This is a genomic window from Rhizobium sp. Root1203 (genome assembly GCF_001424945.1).
Classification (GTDB): Bacteria; Pseudomonadota; Alphaproteobacteria; order Rhizobiales; family Rhizobiaceae; genus Rhizobium.
The window spans coordinates 200453-217956 of record NZ_LMCW01000056.1; the positions used below are offsets into that span (position 1 = coordinate 200453).

Below are 17504 nucleotides of genomic sequence, written 5' to 3' on the forward strand. Positions count from 1 at the left end.
TGGTGTCATGACACTGTCCATCCCCTTCATTCAACCAGCAACCGAAGGCGCCCTGCGCTTTCTGGCAAAGCAACGCAAGAAGCTGCTGATTGACGGCGAGTGGGTCGACGCGTCGTCGGGTTCGACCTTTACGACGCACGACCCCGCAAATGGGCTGCTGCTTGCAGTGCTGGCGGAGGCAAATGGGGCCGATGTCGACGCAGCAGTCGCTGCCGCGCGCCGCGCCTTCCAAGGTGATGCCTGGCGTGGCATGACGCCATCGGCGCGCGGCAAACTGCTTTGGCGGATCGCCGATCTGATCGATGCGCATGTGGACGAGCTGGCGGAACTGGAGACGCTCGATCAGGGCAAGTCTTTGAAGACCGGCCGTTTGGCCGAGATCCCCGCATCGGCCGAACAGTTCCGCTATTTCGCAGGCTTCGCCACGAAGATCCTCGGCACGACCATTCCGACTTCGATCGGCTACCAGCCTGCCGGCAAGAAAGTGTTCGCCTATACGACACGCGAACCGATCGGCGTCGTCGCTGCCATCACCCCGTGGAACTCGCCGATGCTGATGGCGGCGATGAAGCTTGCGCCGGCGCTTGCGGCGGGCTGCACTGTCGTGCTGAAACCCGCCGAGGAGACTTCGCTGACGGCCCTTCGGCTCGGCGAGCTGATGGTCGAGGCGGGATTGCCGGCCGGTGTGGTCAATATCCTCACCGGGCTCGGCGAATCTGTCGGCGCTGCACTGACCGGTCACGCGGGTGTCGACAAGGTCGCGTTCACCGGATCCACCGAGGTCGGCAAGCTGATCGTTGGCGCGGCGCGGGGCAACTTGAAAAAACTGACCCTGGAACTCGGTGGAAAGTCGCCGGCAATCGTCATGCCGGACGCCGATATGGACCTTGCCATCCCTGGCATTGCTCGCGGCATCTTCTCAAATGGTGGTCAGGTCTGCGTTGCCGGCTCGCGGATATACGCTCATCGCGCGGTCTACGAGCAGTTGCTGGAAGGGTTGGCAAGCGAGGCCGGCAAGCTCAGGCTCGGGCATGGCCTGGACCCGCAAACCGATCTCGGGCCGCTGGTTAACCGCAAGCAGGCGGATCGTGTCTCTGGCTATGTCAGCGAAGGCGTGGGGGAGGGCGCGGAGATTGTCGCCGGCGGCAGGCAGGCAGGCGATCAGCAGACATTCTTCGAGCCGACCGTTGTCACGGACGTGCGTCAGGATATGCGGATGATGCGGGAGGAGATCTTTGGGCCCGTCGTTGCAGTTACACCGTTCGACGATGTCGAGCAGGCAATTGCCTTTTCCAATGATTCTCCTTACGGGCTCGCTGCGAGCGTCTGGACCAGAGACCTCAGCGCTGCTCACCGGCTATCGGCCCGCATCCGCTCCGGTACCGTATGGATCAATTGCCATTCCTATTTTTCGCCGGAACTTCCGAAAGGTGGGCACAAGCAGTCGGGCTGGGGCTATGAGAATGGCGCTCCCGGCCTCGAAAACTATCTGGAGCTGAAGACCGTGTGCGCCGTCATTTGAGCTGATGGGTCGCTCTCAGGACGACGGTTCTTGATGACGCAACAGCCAGTCGCGTACCTTGGCAACCGATTGCGCATTTTGCGGCCGGCGCGGTGTGACCACGTAAAAGTCGGTGGTGGCGCGCATCGTTTGTTCGAAAGCGCGCACCAGTCGTCCGGCGGCGATATCCTCGTCGACAAAGACGCTGCTAGCCAATGCCAACCCCTGTCCGGCAATGGCCGCCTCGATTGCGTGGGAGGTGTGGTTGAAGCGCACGCTTTTGGATAGGTTGGACGCCGTACTGGCGAGCACCGTCTCGATGAATGCCGGCCACTGATCGTGCGTGTCGTGCAGCAGCACGAAGCGACTAAGCTCGGCTGGCGACAGGACGCCATCCAAGGGCATCAAATCCGGACTGCAGACCGCCACCAGATCCTGCTTGAACAAGAGGTCGGTGACAAGTCCGGTGTCGAACGGCGGTCGCGCCAAACGAACTGCGATATCGACAGCATCGGAGCGGAAGTTCGAAACCCTTTCGCTGGCAAGGATGCGTATGTCGAGTTCGGGATGGGTGGCCAGCAGGTTTGGCAGGCGAGGCATCAGCCATTTGGAGGCAAAGGTGGGTGTTACGCTGATGGTCAGCCGAAAGGGTTCGGGCCGGATCATGGCTGTCGCCTCGGCCACCAATTCGAGGGCACGTCTGACGCTGACCGCGTAGGTGTGGCCGCCATCGGTCAATGCGAGCATCCGCGGAAGGCGGTGAAACAGCTTGCAGCCCAGCTCGGCTTCCAGTCCGCGCACCTGTTGCGCGACAGCACCTTGCGTCACTCCGAGTTCCTCGGCGGCCAGCCGGAAATTCAGGTGACGTGCGGCTACTTCGAATGCACGCAGGGCGTTGAGAGGCGGAAGACGATGAAGCGGCTTGGTCATTCAATAGAATTTCTACTGTTAGATATCAACGGAATTGGCTCGAACAGGCCATGTTGCAATGATATCATGTTGGCGAACGACTGGAAACAATGCGCTGATTGCGCGCCACACTTAAGGGAAGGCAAGAATTATGGCAGTAGAAAAAGTAGCGCTCGTGACGGCCGGCGGCAGCGGCATGGGCGCCGATGCGGCGCGCCGCCTTGCGGCCGATGGGTTCAATGTCGCCATTCTTTCCTCATCCGGCAAGGGCGAAGCGCTGGCAAAAGAACTGAACGGCGTCGGTGTAACGGGCTCCAACCAGTCGAACGAAGATCTCCAGCGTCTGGTCAATCTGGCAATGCAGAGCTGGGGACGCATTGATGTGCTGGTCAACAGCGCCGGACACGGCCCCCGCGCGCCGATTCTCGATATCACCGACGAGGATTGGCACAAGGGCCTTGATGTCTATCTGATGAACGTCGTCCGCTCGGCCAGGCTGGTGACACCGATCATGCAGGCTCAGAAGTCAGGCACGATCATCAATATTTCCACCGCATGGGCCTTCGAACCCTCTGCCATGTTCCCGACGTCGGCCGTATTCCGGGCGGGGCTTGCCGCCTACACCAAGATCTTTGCCGACACCTACGGCGCCGACAATGTCCGCATGAACAACGTGCTGCCCGGCTGGATCGACAGCCTGCCGGCAACAGATGACCGCCGGCAGTCTGTTCCCATGCAGCGCTATGGCAAAAGCGAGGAGATCGCCGCAACAGTTGCCTTCCTTGCGTCGGAGGGTGCGGGCTACATTACCGGCCAGAACATCAAGGTCGACGGCGGTCTCGGTCGTTCGGTCTAACCTTGAAACATGGGGAAGTGCACGAGGGGACAAGCGCTCGTCGCATTTTCCCTTGTCGCCCTTCGCGACGCGGCAGATGGGACTGCGGCCGATAGACACCCCCTATCGAAATTTTAGGATTTATCTATTTCATTTATCGCCGGGCTCCATTTATGTTGCGGCGCGAAAGCGGTATTTCGCCTCGCAGCAATTTTACAGGAGCCTTCATGTCCCTTATCAACACATCCATTAAGCCCTTCAAAGCGCAGGCTTTCAGGCAGGGCAAATTCATTGAAGTGACCGACGTCGATACCAAGGGGAAGTGGGCTGTCTTCTTCTTCTACCCGGCTGACTTCACATTTGTGTGCCCGACAGAACTTGGCGATGTCGCCGATCACTACGCCGAACTGCAGCGCCTCGACGTCGAGGTCTACTCGGTCTCTACCGACACGCATTTCACCCACAAGGCCTGGCACGACAGCTCCGAGACGATCGGCAAGATCCAGTACACGATGATCGGTGATCCGACAGGCACGATCAGCCGCAACTTCGAGGTCATGCGAGAATCCGAGGGTCTTGCTGACCGCGGCACTTTCGTCGTCGATCCGGATGGCGTCATTCAGGCCATGGAAGTCACGGCCGAAGGCATCGGCCGCAACGCCGCAGACCTGATGCGCAAGATCAAGGCCGCCCAGTACGTTCGCTCGCATCCGGGCGAAGTGTGCCCTGCCAAGTGGGAAGAGGGCGAAAAGACGCTTGCCCCATCCTTGCACCTCGTCGGCAAGATTTGACCTGAAGTGAAAGGTTGCCCTTCTCCAAGCGGAAGGGCAACCGTCGCCTGCTGTATTGAGCACCCAAGCGGTGCTGCCATCTATTTTTTAGCGGAGTAGTTCATGCTCGACGAGAATCTGAAGTCCCAGCTCAAAGCCTACCTGGAACGGGTCGTGCGCCCGATCGAGATTACCGCCTCTGTCGACGACAGCGCGAAGTCGCAAGAGATGTCGGCGCTTCTCACCCAGCTGGTCGAGCTTTGCAGGCAGATTTCCGTCACCGAGCGTCGTGACGATGGCGAACGTGCGCCGTCCTTTGCGCTAAACAGCCCCGGCCATGACATCCAGCTTCGCTTTGCCGGCATTCCGATGGGCCATGAATTTACATCGCTCGTGCTCGCCCTGCTGCAGGTCGGCGGCCATCCGCCGCGCGTCGAACAGACAATCATCGACCAGATCAAGGATCTCGATGCCGACCTCAGCTTTGAGACCTATTTTTCGCTCTCCTGCCAGAACTGCCCTGACGTCGTACAGGCGCTGAACCTGATGGCGGTCCTCAATCCGCGCATCAGCCACGTCGCGATCGACGGCGGCGTCTTCCCGGCCGAGGTTGAAAGCCGTCAGGTGATGTCGGTGCCGACCGTCTACCTCAATGGTCAGATCTTCGGACAAGGCCGTATGGAGGTCGAGGAGGTTGTCGCCAAACTCGATACTACGTCGGCCGAGCGTGCCGCCGAACGGTTGAACAATCGCGAAGCCTACGACGTGCTCGTCATCGGCGGCGGACCGGCGGGTGCGGCAGCGGCGATCTATGCCGCGCGCAAGGGTATCCGCACGGGTCTCGCGTCCGAGCGATTCGGTGGTCAGGTGCTGGACACCATGGCGATCGAGAACTTCATTTCGGTACGCCACACCGAAGGCCCGCAATTCGCTGCCTCGCTTGAGGAACACGTCAGGGATTACGATATCGACGTGATGAACCTGCAACGAGCAGAGAAGCTGGTTGCGGGCAAGGAAATGATCTCCGTCGAGCTTGTCAACGGCGCGACGCTGCGCTCAAAGGCGGTCATCCTGTCCACCGGCGCCCGCTGGCGGCAGATGGGTGTCCCGGGCGAGGACCATTATCGCAACAAGGGTGTCGCCTATTGCCCGCATTGCGACGGCCCGCTCTTCAGGGGCAAGCGCGTGGCAGTGATCGGCGGCGGCAACTCAGGCGTCGAGGCGGCGATTGATCTCGCCAACATCGTGAGCCACGTGACGCTGATCGAATTCGACAGCATGCTGCGCGCAGACGACGTTTTGCAGCGCAAGCTTCGGAGCCTGCCCAACGTCGATGTCCTGCTGTCGGCCAGGACGACCGAAGTGCTTGGCGACGGCCAGAAGGTCACGGGTCTTGTCTATGAGAACCGCATTGCCGGCCAGCGCCACACGCTGGATCTGGATGGCATTTTCGTGCAGATTGGCCTCTTGCCGAATACGGAATGGCTGAAGGGTTCTGTCGACCTTTCGTCGCGCGGCGAAATCATCGTCGATCAGCACGGTCAGACGTCGGTTCCGGGCGTCTTTGCTGCTGGCGACTGCACGACGGTTCCCTACAAGCAGATCGTCATCGCGCTCGGCGAGGGAGCAAAGGCCTCGCTTGCTGCTTTCGACCACCTGATGCGCACGTCGGCGCCGGATACTGACGCCGTCAAGGCAGCATGACAAGCAGCGGCCCGATCGCATTGTGACGCTACGAGAGCTGGAGTATCTGATCGCGCTCGCAAACCACCGGCATTTTGGCCGGGCTGCGGAGGAGTGTCAGGTCGCCCAGCCGACGTTGTCGACGCAGATCAGAAAGCTGGAGGAGGATCTCGGCGCGCCGCTCATCGAGCGGACGTCGCGTTCGCTGATGTTGACGTCTTTCGGCCAGGATACCGTTGAGCGTGCCCGGCGCATCATGACCGAGGTCGAGGAGATGAAGGCGGCGGCCCGTCGCAGCCGCAACCCCGAGGCAGGCACGCTTCGCCTCGGCATTTTCCCGACGCTCGCACCGTATTTCCTGCCACATGCGGTGCCGCGCATCCGCGAGACGTTCCCCGGCCTGGAAATGCTGCTGATCGAGGAGAAAAGCGATGGCCTTCTGTCGCGTCTGCACAACGGCAATCTGGACGCAGCGATCCTCGCTCTGCCGGTTGGCGACGATCGCCTGACAACAGAGCTTCTGTTTTCGGAGCGTTTCCTGCTCGCCGTGCCGGCGTCCCATTCACTGGCAGAGCGAAAGGAACTCGCACTTGCCGACCTCAACGGCTATAATCTGATGCTGCTTGAAGAAGGCCATTGCCTGCGGGATCAGGCACTGGACGTCTGCCGGCTCGCGGGTGCGAGCCGAGCGTACATCGTTTCGCGCAACCAGCCTGGAGACGCTTCGCCAGATGGTTGGGGCCAAGGTCGGGATGACGTTGCTGCCGGAGCTCGCCACGCGTCACTCTCCTTCCAGCAACATCAGGCTTCTGAGTTTCACGGATTCACCGCCAAGTCGCCAGATCGGCATCTGTTGGCGGAAGGGCTCGGCGATGCGTCACTTCCTGCCGGAGATCGGCGTGTTGCTGCGTGGCGTCTCCAAAGCGTTGCTGGCTCCCCCGCCGACGCCTGCGCTCGACTAGGCGTTTCAACACGGGAAGTGCTTCATTTCCATTCCCACAGCACCGACGATGAAAATGGCCGGTCCTGAACCAGCAGATCCTGTCGCCCCAGCATGCGCTCATAGGTATCGGCATCGGCATCGCCATTCAGCCCGACGAAGAGCATTTTCATGGAGCTTGTCTCCGGCTGTCCCTTTTTCCGATAGCTAAAGTGCACCGCACAGGTAGGGTATTCCCAATCCGCCGTCAGGGTCTCGGCAAATCCGTTCTCGGCAAGCCCTCCGGTGCGTCCCGACGAGGCCAGAAACTGACCGAGGCCGAAGAAGCCTGCAAACAGCTTAAAGGCGGTCTGTTGCTGCATCTGCGCGCCCTGGTCGTTTGTCGTGTCTCGCCGATAGAACAGGCTGTCGGTCTGGCCGCGCTGTCTCGTCAGGCTGTAGCTGACGAGGTTGCGTTGCGCCAGCAGTTCCATCGACAGTACGTACGTCTGGTAGCTCTCTGGGTCGGTGTGAAGATCGTCGATCCTTGACCTCAGGTCGGCGATGTAGTCCCGATAGAATGCCGCGGTCATCTGAAATTCCTTCTTGCGATGGCGGCGTGTTAGCAGAAAACGCGAAGAGACCAAAGCGTGTCGGGTGGGTTGCGTCTTAGACGCCCGATGGTGTCGCATGGAGCAATAAGTCACGCGTTACGCGCATGGCGCATAGCTGCGCTGCAGAAATGTGCCTATCATTTGGGCGAACCATCTGTATATTCAGTTTCATCGAAGCGATGCACCTCCTCCCGCAGAGCTTCGTGTTTGCAAGCGGCCTTATCCTCCTCCCGAGGGCGCTTGCGGGAACAGCAGCAACCTCCTCCCAGCTGCTGTTCGGTGTTTTCGAAAGCCTGCCGCACCTCCTCCCGCGGCAGGCTTTTTTCGTTTTGCCGGACGGTTGTTCTCAGCCATTCTTGCGGCGGAAAAAGCGTGCCAGGTCCTATCCGTAAAGGTTCGCAGGAAAGAACTCTCATGGATTGGGATGGAAAGCGCGTATAGTTAACCGGTGCCGGAAAGGGCATAGGGAGGGCGACCGCCGTCATGCTCGCGCGGCGCGGCGCAAAAGTTGTTGCGCTAAGCCGCACGCCGGAAGACCTCGAGACGCTCGTCTCGGAGATCGGATGCGAGCCAATCTGCGTCGACCTTGCAAGGACAGACACCCTGGGGTCGGCGGTCAGCGTCGCGCTGCCAGTCGACTTCCTGGTCAATTGTGCGGGTACGACCGTATTGCAGTCTTTTGTTCGAGCGAGCTCTCGGACTTCCATCGTGTCCTGAACGTCAATACCGTCGCGCCGAAGGTGCTGTCGCAAATCGTCGTCCGCGAGTGGCTGCGGCTTGGCATTAAGGGTGCGATCGTCAACGTCTCCAGTGATGCCGCCCGTCGCGGCGTGGTAAACCACACGGCCTATTGCGCCTCGAAGGCCGCGCTCGATGCCATGACACGGGTGCTTGCCGCAGAGCTCGGGCCCTCCGGCATCCGCGTCAACAGCGTCAATCCGACCGTTACCTTGACGCCGATGGGCGAGCTGGCATGGAATGACCCCGCAAAGGCCAATCCCTTGAAGGCGCGCATACCACTCGGCCGGTTCATCGATCCCGATGAAGTGGCGGAAGCCATACTCTTCCTGCTGGGCGACGGCTCTTCCATGATCAACGGCGCTACACTGCCGGTCGATGGCGGGCTGTCGATTTCCCAAGGCGCCGATCTTGCCGTCAGCCACGCCTTCCGACTGTTTCTGCTGACGTGGGTTTCGTCGGCTCTTCAGCCAATCCCGCCCAGGCACACATATTTGATCTCGGTGAACTCCTCGATGCCGTACTTCGAGCCCTCGCGGCCGAGGCCTGACAGCTTGACGCCGCCAAACGGCGCCTCGGCCGTCGAGATCAGGCCGGTATTGACCCCGACCATGCCATATTCGAGCGCCTCGGCCACCCGGAAGACGCGCGCCAGATCCTTGGCGTAGAAGTAGGACGCAAGGCCGAATTCGGTGTCGTTGGCCTGTTCGATGACGTCGGCCTCGTCCTTGAAGCGGAAGAGCGGCGCCACCGGCCCGAAGGTCTCTTCGCGGGCAACCGCCATCTCCCGGGTCACATTCGCCAGCACCGTTGCCTCATAAAAGGTGCCGCCTAGTGCATGGCGCTTGCCGCCTTGCACCACGCTTGCCCCCTTTGCGAGTGCGTCCGCCACGTGTTCCTCGACCTTCTCCAGTGCAGGCCGGTCGATCAGGGGCCCGAGGATGATACCCTCATCGAAACCGTTGCCCGTCGTGAGCTTGCCGACCGCTGCGCCAAGCTTCTGGGAAAAGGCCTCGTAGACGCCCTCCTGGACGTAGAGCCGGTTGGCACAGACGCAGGTCTGGCCGTTGTTGCGGAACTTGGCGATCAGCGCGCCTTCGACGGCGGCGTCGAGATCGGCATCGTCAAAGACGATGAAGGGCGCATTGCCGCCGAGCTCCAGTCCCAGCTTCTTGATCGTCGGCGCGCTCTGTTTGTAGAGCTCGGCTCCCACCTCGGTGGAACCGGTGAAGGTGAGCTTGCGAACCATGGGGTTCCCCGTCATCTCTGCACCGATGGCCGCAGCCGAGCCTGTCACGACGGAAAACAGCCCCTTCGGCAGTCCCGCACGCTCGGCCAGAACCGCGATTGCGATTGCTGAGAACGGTGTCTGCGAGGCAGGCTTCAGCACCATGGCGCAGCCGGCCGCAAAGGCCGGCCCAGCCTTGCGGGTAATCATAGCATTGGGGAAATTCCACGGCGTGATTGCCGCAACGACGCCGATTGGCTGCTTCATAACCATGATGCGCTTGTCGGGCTGGTGGCCGGGGATGAGATCGCCATAGACGCGGCGGCCCTCTTCTGCGAACCACTCGATGAAGCTGGCACCGTAGACGATCTCGCCGGTCGCTTCGGCAAGCGGCTTGCCCTGTTCGAGCGTCAGGATGCGACCGAGATCATCCTTATTCTCGATCATCGCCTCGAACCACTTGCGAAGAATGCCGGCGCGCTCCTTGGCTGTGCGCGCCGCCCAACTCTTCTGGGCAAGCTGCGCGGCCTCGATCGCCGTCTTCGTCTCCTTGGCGCCGAGCTTCGGAACAAGGCCGATGATCTCGCCGGTCGCAGGATTGTTCACCTCGATCGCATTGGAGGGATCGGCTTCGATCCAGCTGCCGCCGATGAGGGCTGCCTGGCGAAAGAGCGAGGGGTCTTTGAGGTTCATTTTATCCATCCTGTGCGAGAATTCACCGGATACCGGCCCAGCGAGCAGGTCCCACGACGTCAAGGGGAAAACTGGCGCCCGTTTCCGTCATGTCAAATTGGCCCGCCTGAAAATAGAATACAACGCGTCGGCGTTAGCCAACGCATCGCAGGGCGCAAATCGATTGTCTGCACCCTGCATGTTCTCACCACAAAACAGGTCTTGACGGTCTAGGATCTTTTTGCGGGACGGCCGTGGATCGGCTCTGCCCGATGCCAGTTCTCCAGGATGCGGCCGTCGGTATGGGTCTGCTTTGCCCAGCGAATGCCGTTCGAGATGACCTTGTGAATGATCCTGTCATGATAGATGGGGTAGGTCTCGTGGCCAGGGCTGAAGAAGAAGATACGCCCGCGTCCGCGCTGGAAGGTGCAGCCGCTGCGGAACACTTCGCCGCCAGAATACCAGGAGATGAATACCAGTTCGTCGGGCTGGGGGATGTCAAAGGGTTCGCCGTACATCTCTGACGCGTTGACCTCGAAATAGGGCGGCAAGCCCTCGGCGATCGGATGCGAGGGATTGACCACCCAAACCCGTTCCAGGTCTCCATCCGGCGTCTCGCGCCAGGAGAGGTTGGCATTCGTGCCCATCAGGCGGCGAAAGAGCTTGGAGTGGTGTCCCGAGTGTAGAACCAGCAGCCCCATACCCTTGAGCACGCGCTGCTGGACACGGTCGATCAGGCCGTCGCTGACGTCGTCATGGGCCATATGGCCCCACCAGAGCAGCACGTCGGTATCGTTCAGGACGGAGTCAGGCAGGCCCTCGTCCGGATCGTCGAGCGTCCCGCGGCGAATCTCAAAGTCGGGGTGTTTGATGCCGGCGGCGATCGCGCCGTCGATACGGTCAGGGTAAATCTCCTGCACTTCCTTGTGCAGTTGCTCGTGGCGCCCCTCGTTCCAGATGGTAACCTTGATTGTCATGATGTCCTCGATGTTAAGAAGCTTGGGCCTGGCGGATAACCCGCCCGGCGGAGTCGAATAGATGGCAAGCAGCAGCATCCGCGTTGAGCGAGACGCGGTCGCCGGGCCGTACAGCAACGTCGCCCTCGGCGCGCACCACGATCGGCTGTTCGGGTGAGCCGACGGTCATGTATGTTTCGACCCCAAGGCGCTCGACGATGACGACGTCGGCGCTGAAGTTTCCTTGGCCCTCGGAGGCGATCTTGAAGTGCTCCGGTCGAATCCCGAGCGTGGCTGCGCCTTGCGGCACCGTGCCGTTCGCATCCGCAAGGTCCAACGCAAGGCCGATCGGGCTTTGCGCGCGCAGTTCGCCGGCCTTCGGCCTGGTGATTGCCACCGGAATGGTGTTCATCCTTGGTGAGCCGATAAAGGTCGCGACGAATTCGTTGTCGGGCTGATGGTAGAGGTTCATCGGCGCACCCTGCTGGGCAACCAGCCCCTTGTTCAGGACGACGATGCGGTCCGCCATGGTCATGGCTTCGACCTGATCGTGGGTGACATAGACGACTGTTGCTTTGAGCTCCCGGTGCAGGCGCTGTAACTCGGCGCGCATCTGGACGCGCAAGGCGGAGTCGAGATTGGAGAGCGGCTCGTCGAACAGGATCAGCGAGGGCTTTTTGATGATCGCCCGGCCGATCGCGACACGCTGTCTCTGGCCGCCGGAAAGGGCCGCCGGCCGGCGATCGAGATAGTCGGTCAGCTGCAGGATCTCGGCCACACCCTCAACCTGCTTTCGGATGTCGGCCTCCGGTACCTTCTTAAGGCTCAGCGAAAAGCCGATGTTCTGAGCAACCGTCATGTGCGGATAAAGGGCATAGGACTGGAACACCATGGCGATGCCGCGCTTGTCCGGCGGCACGTCGTTGATGCGCCGGCCGTCAAGAATGAGATCACCGCCGTCTATCCCCTCAAGGCCGGCGATCATGCGCAGCAACGTCGATTTTCCGCAGCCGGACGGGCCGACGAAAACTGCGAATTCGCCATCTTCGACGGTGATGTCGACGCCCTTGATGACCTCCAGAGCACCGTAGAATTTGCGAACGTTCTTGAGATTGATCATCTTTGAAACTCTTTCTGGATATCAGCCTTTGACGCCGCCTGCGAAGGTCTGGACGAGGAAGCGCCGCGCGAAGCCGAAGGCGACCACTGCCGGCAGGAGGTAGATGAAGGCAAGGGCGGCAAGCAGGCCGTAGTCGATCTCGTTGATGCGTAGAAAGGCACGAAAAAGACCGAGTGGCAGTGTTTGCAGCTCCGGTGACGACAGGAAGATCAGCGGCAGCAGGAAGTCGCCCCAGGCCGACATGAAGGCAAACAGCCCTGCGGCGGCCAGGCCCGGCAGCGCCAACGGGATCAGCACGCGGCGAATGCGTTGCATCAGCGTTGCTCCGTCCATCAATGCAGCTTCTTCATAGTCACGTGGGAGACCATCGAAGAAGGTCTTCATGATCCACAGCGCAAGTGGCAGCTGCATCGTCGCCAGCACCAGGATCAGTCCGAGATAGCCGTCGATGAACCCTGTCCAGCGCATGATCGGCCGGGCGTATCCGCCGAAGATTGGCCGAAGAATGGCGCCCTCGATGTTATTCAGCGTCAGCAGGAACTTGTAGAGCGGCACGACGAGGGCTGTCGGCGGCAGAACGCGGATCAGGAGGATGGCATAGAGAAACGGCAGCTTCCACCAGGCGCGGGTGCGCGACAGCGCATAACCGCCGAGACCGGCAAGCACCATGACCAGGACGGTCGCTCCGCCAACGACGAAGAGTGAGTTGAACAACCACCTTGCCCCGTCTTCCTTCGTGAATACCCTGACATAGTTGGCAAATGTCCACTGTTCCGGCCAGCGCAGGAACAGTTGGGCGTTGCCGTCGACCGATGCCAGCAATACCCAGAAGAAGGGGACGGCGCAGAAGATCGAGATCAGGGACAGGGTTGTGTAGGCCAGTAGATCCGAACGGGTCTTGTTGGCATTTTCCGTGGGGGACATTGCGGCCATGTCAGACCTCCACTTTCATGGCTCGGACATAACCGATGCCGAGGACCAGCGAGATCAAAAGGGCGACCACCGCGACGGCTGCTCCGTAGCCGAGCTGGAAAGCCGTGAACGACTGGTTATAGATGTAGATGCTGATTACCTCTGTCGCGCCACCCGGGCCGCCGCGCGTCAAGGCGTAGACGAGGCCAAACACGGCGATCGTGGAGACGGCAGAGATCAGCATGTAGAGCAGGATCGTCGGCATCATCAGCGGCAGCGTGATGCGGCGGAACATCTGCGACGGTGTCGCGCCATCCATTCGGGCGGCCTCATAGATTTCGTTGGGAATGGTGCTCAGGCCGGCGGTCAGCAGGATCATCGCGGTCGCGATGCCGCGCCAGGTGTTGACGATGATGACCATCGACAGCGGAAAGACCTGAAGCCAATCGGCAGGCGTGACGCCGAAGAAGCTCACGATACGACTGAGCGTTGCGTGCTCGCCGCCCGCCAGCATGGAAATCCACATGAAGCCGGCGACGACCTCGGGAGCCGCGTTCGGCAAGAGAATGATGGACGAGAATATCTGACGGAAGCGAATGTTCCGGCGCAGCGCAATCGCCGAGATCAGGCCGAGAACGAACTGGCCGATCACGGCTGAGCCGACCACGAAGAAAAAGGTGACGAGCAGTGCATTCCAGAATTTCGCGTCGTTGAGAAGACGCGTGTAATTGCGCAGACCGACGAAACGTGGCCGAAGCGCTGCAGCACCCGTCAGCGCCTCGTTGGTGAAGCTCAGATAGACAGAATAGAGAGCGGGATAGATCACGAAAGCCAGAAGCAGCACCAGCGATGGCAGCAGGATCACGAGAAGCTGACGCTCGACGCGTCTTTCGTGAGAATTGGGGACCATGAAGCTCACAACCTTGTCTGATGAGCGCAGACGCGGCGAAAGGGCCGCGCCTCCGTCTTGGCGGAAGTTGAAAAGCCTGAGGCTTACTTGACCGCGTCGTCGCCGAGCGTTTCCTTGACGTAGTCGACAAGGATTTTCTGGGCCCCGGCGGCATCGGTTTCCTTGCGCAGCAAGGCTTCCGTCGCGCGGGCGACACCCTCGGCGACCGTGCCGAAGCCGGAGGCCTGCTTGAGGAAGACGCCGTTGCCGGCGGCTGCGTGGATGGGAACCAGTTCGGTGAGTTTCTGGAATTCGGCGTTCTTTGCCGCATCCTTGCTGGCCGGAATATTGCCGATGCGCGCTGCATAGGAAACCTGGGTTTCCACCGAGCCGATTTCCATCAGCGCCTTCGTTGCAAGTTCGACATTCGCCGACTTGGCGTTGACGGCCCATGGAGCGGCAAGGTTGGCCAGAACGTACTGGCCGCTTTCCTGGCCAGGGACGGTCCAGGTGCCGACGATCTTCGTCACGTCAGGGATCGGGTTCTTACTCTCGCGACCCCAGTCGAAGATATAGCACCACGACCCGCAGGTGGTCGCCACAAGCTTGCCCTGGGGGAACATTTCGTATTTTGGCACGACCCAGGGCTCAGGTCCCAGCAGCGGCTGCGTCGGCATCAGGTCCTTGTCGATCAGTTCCTTGTAGACGCCGAACACATCCTTGATGCCTTCACCGCTGAGATCGAGCTTTCCCTCGGCATCGACCAACTGTGGCGTCTTGGAGCCAACGAGAAGATGCTGGAAGCCTTCGTCGAATGCGCCGCTACCCCAGGAAACGCCTGCAGGGAAAAGCAGGCCGTAGGCGCCGGTCTTCGCCTTGACTTCGGCGGCACGATCGAGGAGATCCTTCCAGGTCTTCGGCTGTTCCGTCGAGATGCCGGCTTTTTCGAGAACGTCCTTACGGAAATAGATCTCCTGGATGCCGAGCATGAACGGCATCACGTAGGTCTCGCCGTCGGGGCTGACGGCGAGCTGCTTGGCGACGTCATAGAAGTTGGCGTAGCCATCCCAGGCGTTGATCTCTTTGGTCACCGGCGCAAGGTAGCCGGCAGCGACCATATCGGCGACGGCTGCCGTTGTCGGAATGGAGAACAGATCCGGCGCGTTGCCGGCACCAAGCTCTGTCAGCAGCTTCGTCAGGTAATCCTTGTCCGGCGCGGGGTATTCGATGACCTCGACGGTCACACCGTATTTCTTTTCGATCGCCTCCACCGTCGACTTCATGGAGTCGATGCCGGCCTGGCCATGGTTTGCAATTCTGATTGTCTCGGCATGTGCCAGCGTCGACACAGCGCTGAGCAAAATGGCGCAAAGGCCACCTATGACCGTCTTCTTCAACGGAAGTCCTCCCTTTTGGTTCTACAGCGCCCTCCAGCACCGTGCGTAAAAATGTACACGCATTCTGAAATCAGGCAACAGAGAATTTGTCATGAATCAGATTCAACAATTAACATGTTGATATTGCGTAATTAAATAGAACTTGCCTTCATGTTTATGATTGTGTAACCGTATACACACCGCATTCGGGAGGAGTTTTCATGTCAAAGAAATTGCGGCTCGGCGTCATTGGCGCGGGCCTGAAGGCGGCTGAATATGCCGCGAGCTGGGCGATGATGCCCGAGATCGAATTCGTCGCGCTGGCGGACCCCGTTTTCTCCTCGCGCCAGCGCTTGATCGATGTCTGCGTCGCCGCCGGAGCTGCTGAGCCAAGAAGCTTCGACGACTATCGGGAGATGTTGTCTGCGTGCCGCGATGACCTCGATATCGTCTATGTCTCTACCCCGCACGCTTACCATGGCGAACAGGCTGCAGCGGTTGCAGAGGCCGGGCTCGACCTCTTTCTCGAAAAACCGATGGTCACCACCGTCGCGGAAGCCGAGAGGCTGATTGCCGCCCAGAAGAGAAGCGGCGTGACTGTTGTCACCGCATTCCAGGGCGGGCTTTCTCCACTGGTGATCGATACGCGCAAGCGCGCACTCGCTGGCGAGTTTGGCGATCTGATCGCGATCTCAGGGGTGATCTGGGAGAGTTGGGCAGACAATTACGACGGTCATTGGAAGCAGCGGCCCGAGATCTCCGGCGGCGGGTTCATGTTCGACACTGGCGCGCACATGATGAATACCGTCTGCCTTCTTGCAGATTCGGATTTTGACAGCGTCTCCGCCTATATGAACAATCACGGCAAGAAGGTGGATATTGCCACTGCCGTCTCCGCACGCTTGCACAATGGTGCCCTGGCGACGCTGACGGCGGCAGGTGAGGGGCCTCCCGGGTGCGCTTCCTACATCACCTTCTTCTACTCCAAGGCGATCGTGCGGATCGACGCATGGGGCGGATGGCGCGAAATCAGCGTGGGGCGCACCAGCGAGCCCCGTGAGGAGGCCGAGATTCTCGGCAACCCGATGAAGAACTTCCTCGCCATTCGCGCCGGTACCATGGAAAACACGGGTTCCGTTGAAATGGGCTTGCGATTCGCTAGGCTGTGGGATGCAATCAAGGAATCAGCCGCAGCAGACGGGGTGCCCGTCAGGATCGCCGGATAAACAGGTGGAATATCTGAAATGAGCAAGCGGCGGATCACCTCGAAGGAACTGGCAAAGCTCGCCGGGGTGTCTTCCGCAACGATTTCGCGCGCCTTCTCGCCCGATTCAAGGATCGGCAGCGCTACCCGCGACCGTATTCTCGCGGTTGCGCGCGAACACGGCTATCAGCCGAATGCGATTGCGCGTTCGTTGAACAACCAGCGCTCGCGTCTCGTCGCCCTCGTCGTCAACGCGATCGGGAACCCTTGCGAAGCCGAGGAGCAGCAGCTCCTCGTCCATCGCCTGCAGGCCCGGCAACTCCTGCCGATCATTCTTTGCTGCGCAGATCATGACGACAGGCTGCAATTGATGCGCCTCGCCTCCACCTATCAGGTCGACCATGTCGTGGTGTTCTCCGACATGGTCTCGATGCAGGATGCCATCGATATCTTTCACACGACGAAGCCGATCATCGTTTCCTTCGAGCCGCTGGAAAACGAAAACGTTTCCAGCATCCGCATCGACGGTTCTGGTGCTGCCGACGAGATCATCGACAAGATCGTCCGGGACGGCAAGAAACGCTTTGCGTACCTCTCGGGCACAAAGTCGAGCTGGATCGACAAGCTGCGCCGGAAGTGGTTCGCCGATGCGCTTGCAAAGCGCGGGTTGTCGTTTGAGGCCGAGGCATTCGGCGACTACAGCTACGATTCCGGTTTCAAGGAGGCGGTTCTGCTGCTGCACCGGTCAAAAGTCGACGCCATCATCTGCGGCAATGATGTCATGGCCATCGGCGCTCGGGACGCCGCACGCCGCGTGCTCGGCAAGAATACACCCGATGATCTGGCGATAGTCGGCCAGGACGGCATCGCAATGGCCGCCTGGGACTGCAACGACCTGACAACGCTGAGCCAGGACCATCCCGCATTCATGGATGCGGTCGTGGACCTGATCGAGCGCCACGACGCCGGTCTGGAAGGGCCGCACAGCATAACGCTCACCTGCACGGCACGCTGGGGCTCGACTGCTTAGGCAGAACGGTCTCCGGCGATGTCGCTTTGCAGGCAACCGATTGCGGATTGTCGCCGGATCAGCGACGATGTCTTGACTGCGGTCGGCAAAAGAAATGGTATAAGCGGCCAGGTGCTACTCGATGGCGGTGTTGCGGCAGCAGCAGCGG

At 60.5% G+C, this 17504-nt stretch carries 15 protein-coding genes and 1 pseudogene; 8 read left to right on the forward strand and 8 right to left on the reverse strand.

The genetic code is table 11. The annotated features are described in order from the left end of the window. Positions 1–7 precede the first annotated feature (7 nt). Entirely contained in the window at positions 8–1522 is a 1515-nt protein-coding gene (locus tag ASC97_RS29110) for an aldehyde dehydrogenase family protein (RefSeq protein WP_057471802.1), read from the forward strand. 15 nt (positions 1523–1537) lie between these two features. Here ASC97_RS29110 and gcvA read toward each other — a convergent pair whose 3' ends face one another. Next, entirely contained in the window at positions 1538–2431 is an 894-nt protein-coding gene (gcvA, locus tag ASC97_RS29115; protein ID WP_057471803.1) for a transcriptional regulator GcvA, read from the reverse strand. Between the two features lie 130 nt (positions 2432–2561). Here gcvA and ASC97_RS29120 point away from each other — a divergent pair, with 130 nt between their 5' ends. The 4 genes from ASC97_RS29120 (at position 2562) to ASC97_RS36120 (ending at position 6728) form a co-directional block, all read left to right on the forward strand. Next, complete coding sequence (locus ASC97_RS29120; RefSeq protein ID WP_057471804.1) at positions 2562–3266, forward strand: SDR family oxidoreductase; 705 nt, start codon at positions 2562–2564, stop codon at positions 3264–3266. Between the two features lie 206 nt (positions 3267–3472). Continuing rightward, the gene (gene ahpC, locus ASC97_RS29125) at positions 3473–4036 is read left to right on the forward strand and encodes an alkyl hydroperoxide reductase subunit C (protein ID WP_057471805.1); all 564 of its coding nucleotides are present in this window, start codon (positions 3473–3475) and stop codon (positions 4034–4036) included. A 102-nt stretch (positions 4037–4138) separates the two neighbouring features. Further along, positions 4139–5719, forward strand: coding sequence for an alkyl hydroperoxide reductase subunit F (gene ahpF, locus ASC97_RS29130; RefSeq protein ID WP_057471806.1), 1581 nt, complete (start codon positions 4139–4141; stop codon positions 5717–5719). 22 nt (positions 5720–5741) lie between these two features. After that, positions 5742–6728, forward strand: coding sequence for a LysR substrate-binding domain-containing protein (locus tag ASC97_RS36120; protein ID WP_244481619.1), 987 nt, complete (start codon positions 5742–5744; stop codon positions 6726–6728). Here the strand turns inward: ASC97_RS36120 and ASC97_RS29140 are convergent. Further along, positions 6683–7210 (reverse strand): hypothetical protein, encoded by a 528-nt coding sequence (locus ASC97_RS29140; RefSeq protein ID WP_057471807.1) that lies wholly within the window; start codon positions 7208–7210, stop codon positions 6683–6685. The genes ASC97_RS36120 and ASC97_RS29140 overlap by 46 nt on opposite strands. Positions 7211–7693: 483 nt before the next feature. Here ASC97_RS29140 and ASC97_RS33675 point away from each other — a divergent pair. Continuing rightward, positions 7694–8367 (forward strand): annotated as a pseudogene (locus tag ASC97_RS33675) (SDR family oxidoreductase); the annotation flags it as partial. 68 nt (positions 8368–8435) lie between these two features. Here the strand turns inward: ASC97_RS33675 and gabD are convergent. The 6 genes from gabD to ASC97_RS29175 form a co-directional block, all read right to left on the reverse strand. Next, the gene (gene gabD / locus ASC97_RS29150) at positions 8436–9890 is read right to left on the reverse strand and encodes an NADP-dependent succinate-semialdehyde dehydrogenase (RefSeq protein ID WP_057471809.1); all 1455 of its coding nucleotides are present in this window, start codon (positions 9888–9890) and stop codon (positions 8436–8438) included. A gap of 209 nt (positions 9891–10099) precedes the next feature. Then, complete coding sequence (locus ASC97_RS29155) at positions 10100–10846, reverse strand: ThuA domain-containing protein (RefSeq protein ID WP_057471810.1); 747 nt, start codon at positions 10844–10846, stop codon at positions 10100–10102. Between the two features lie 13 nt (positions 10847–10859). Further along, a complete protein-coding gene (locus ASC97_RS29160; protein WP_057471811.1) occupies positions 10860–11945 on the reverse strand; it encodes an ABC transporter ATP-binding protein in 1086 nt (361 codons plus the stop codon). Between the two features lie 21 nt (positions 11946–11966). Further along, entirely contained in the window at positions 11967–12878 is a 912-nt protein-coding gene (locus tag ASC97_RS29165) for a carbohydrate ABC transporter permease (RefSeq protein WP_057471812.1), read from the reverse strand. A 1-nt stretch (position 12879) separates the two neighbouring features. Next, the gene (locus ASC97_RS29170; RefSeq protein ID WP_057471813.1) at positions 12880–13767 is read right to left on the reverse strand and encodes a carbohydrate ABC transporter permease; all 888 of its coding nucleotides are present in this window, start codon (positions 13765–13767) and stop codon (positions 12880–12882) included. Between the two features lie 83 nt (positions 13768–13850). Beyond that, positions 13851–15143, reverse strand: coding sequence for an ABC transporter substrate-binding protein (locus tag ASC97_RS29175; protein ID WP_057471814.1), 1293 nt, complete (start codon positions 15141–15143; stop codon positions 13851–13853). A gap of 200 nt (positions 15144–15343) precedes the next feature. Here ASC97_RS29175 and ASC97_RS29180 point away from each other — a divergent pair, with 200 nt between their 5' ends. Further along, the gene (locus ASC97_RS29180; protein WP_057471815.1) at positions 15344–16348 is read left to right on the forward strand and encodes a Gfo/Idh/MocA family protein; all 1005 of its coding nucleotides are present in this window, start codon (positions 15344–15346) and stop codon (positions 16346–16348) included. 9 nt (positions 16349–16357) lie between these two features. After that, positions 16358–17356 (forward strand): LacI family DNA-binding transcriptional regulator, encoded by a 999-nt coding sequence (locus tag ASC97_RS29185; RefSeq protein WP_057471816.1) that lies wholly within the window; start codon positions 16358–16360, stop codon positions 17354–17356. The last annotated feature ends 148 nt before the right edge of the window (positions 17357–17504 follow it).

Excerpts from the sequence above, each read along its gene's own strand:
- ASC97_RS29110 (WP_057471802.1), top strand. The coding sequence starts at position 8 with ATGACACTGTCCATCCCCTTCATTCAACCAGCAACCGAAGGCGCCCTG.
- gcvA (WP_057471803.1), bottom strand. The coding sequence starts at position 2,431 with ATGACCAAGCCGCTTCATCGTCTTCCGCCTCTCAACGCCCTGCGTGCA.
- ASC97_RS29120 (WP_057471804.1), top strand. The coding sequence starts at position 2,562 with ATGGCAGTAGAAAAAGTAGCGCTCGTGACGGCCGGCGGCAGCGGCATG.
- ahpC (WP_057471805.1), top strand. The coding sequence starts at position 3,473 with ATGTCCCTTATCAACACATCCATTAAGCCCTTCAAAGCGCAGGCTTTC.
- ahpF (WP_057471806.1), top strand. The coding sequence starts at position 4,139 with ATGCTCGACGAGAATCTGAAGTCCCAGCTCAAAGCCTACCTGGAACGG.
- ASC97_RS29140 (WP_057471807.1), bottom strand. The coding sequence starts at position 7,210 with ATGACCGCGGCATTCTATCGGGACTACATCGCCGACCTGAGGTCAAGG.
- gabD (WP_057471809.1), bottom strand. The coding sequence starts at position 9,890 with ATGAACCTCAAAGACCCCTCGCTCTTTCGCCAGGCAGCCCTCATCGGC.
- ASC97_RS29155 (WP_057471810.1), bottom strand. The coding sequence starts at position 10,846 with ATGACAATCAAGGTTACCATCTGGAACGAGGGGCGCCACGAGCAACTG.
- ASC97_RS29160 (WP_057471811.1), bottom strand. The coding sequence starts at position 11,945 with ATGATCAATCTCAAGAACGTTCGCAAATTCTACGGTGCTCTGGAGGTC.
- ASC97_RS29165 (WP_057471812.1), bottom strand. The coding sequence starts at position 12,878 with ATGGCCGCAATGTCCCCCACGGAAAATGCCAACAAGACCCGTTCGGAT.
- ASC97_RS29170 (WP_057471813.1), bottom strand. The coding sequence starts at position 13,767 with ATGGTCCCCAATTCTCACGAAAGACGCGTCGAGCGTCAGCTTCTCGTG.
- ASC97_RS29180 (WP_057471815.1), top strand. The coding sequence starts at position 15,344 with ATGTCAAAGAAATTGCGGCTCGGCGTCATTGGCGCGGGCCTGAAGGCG.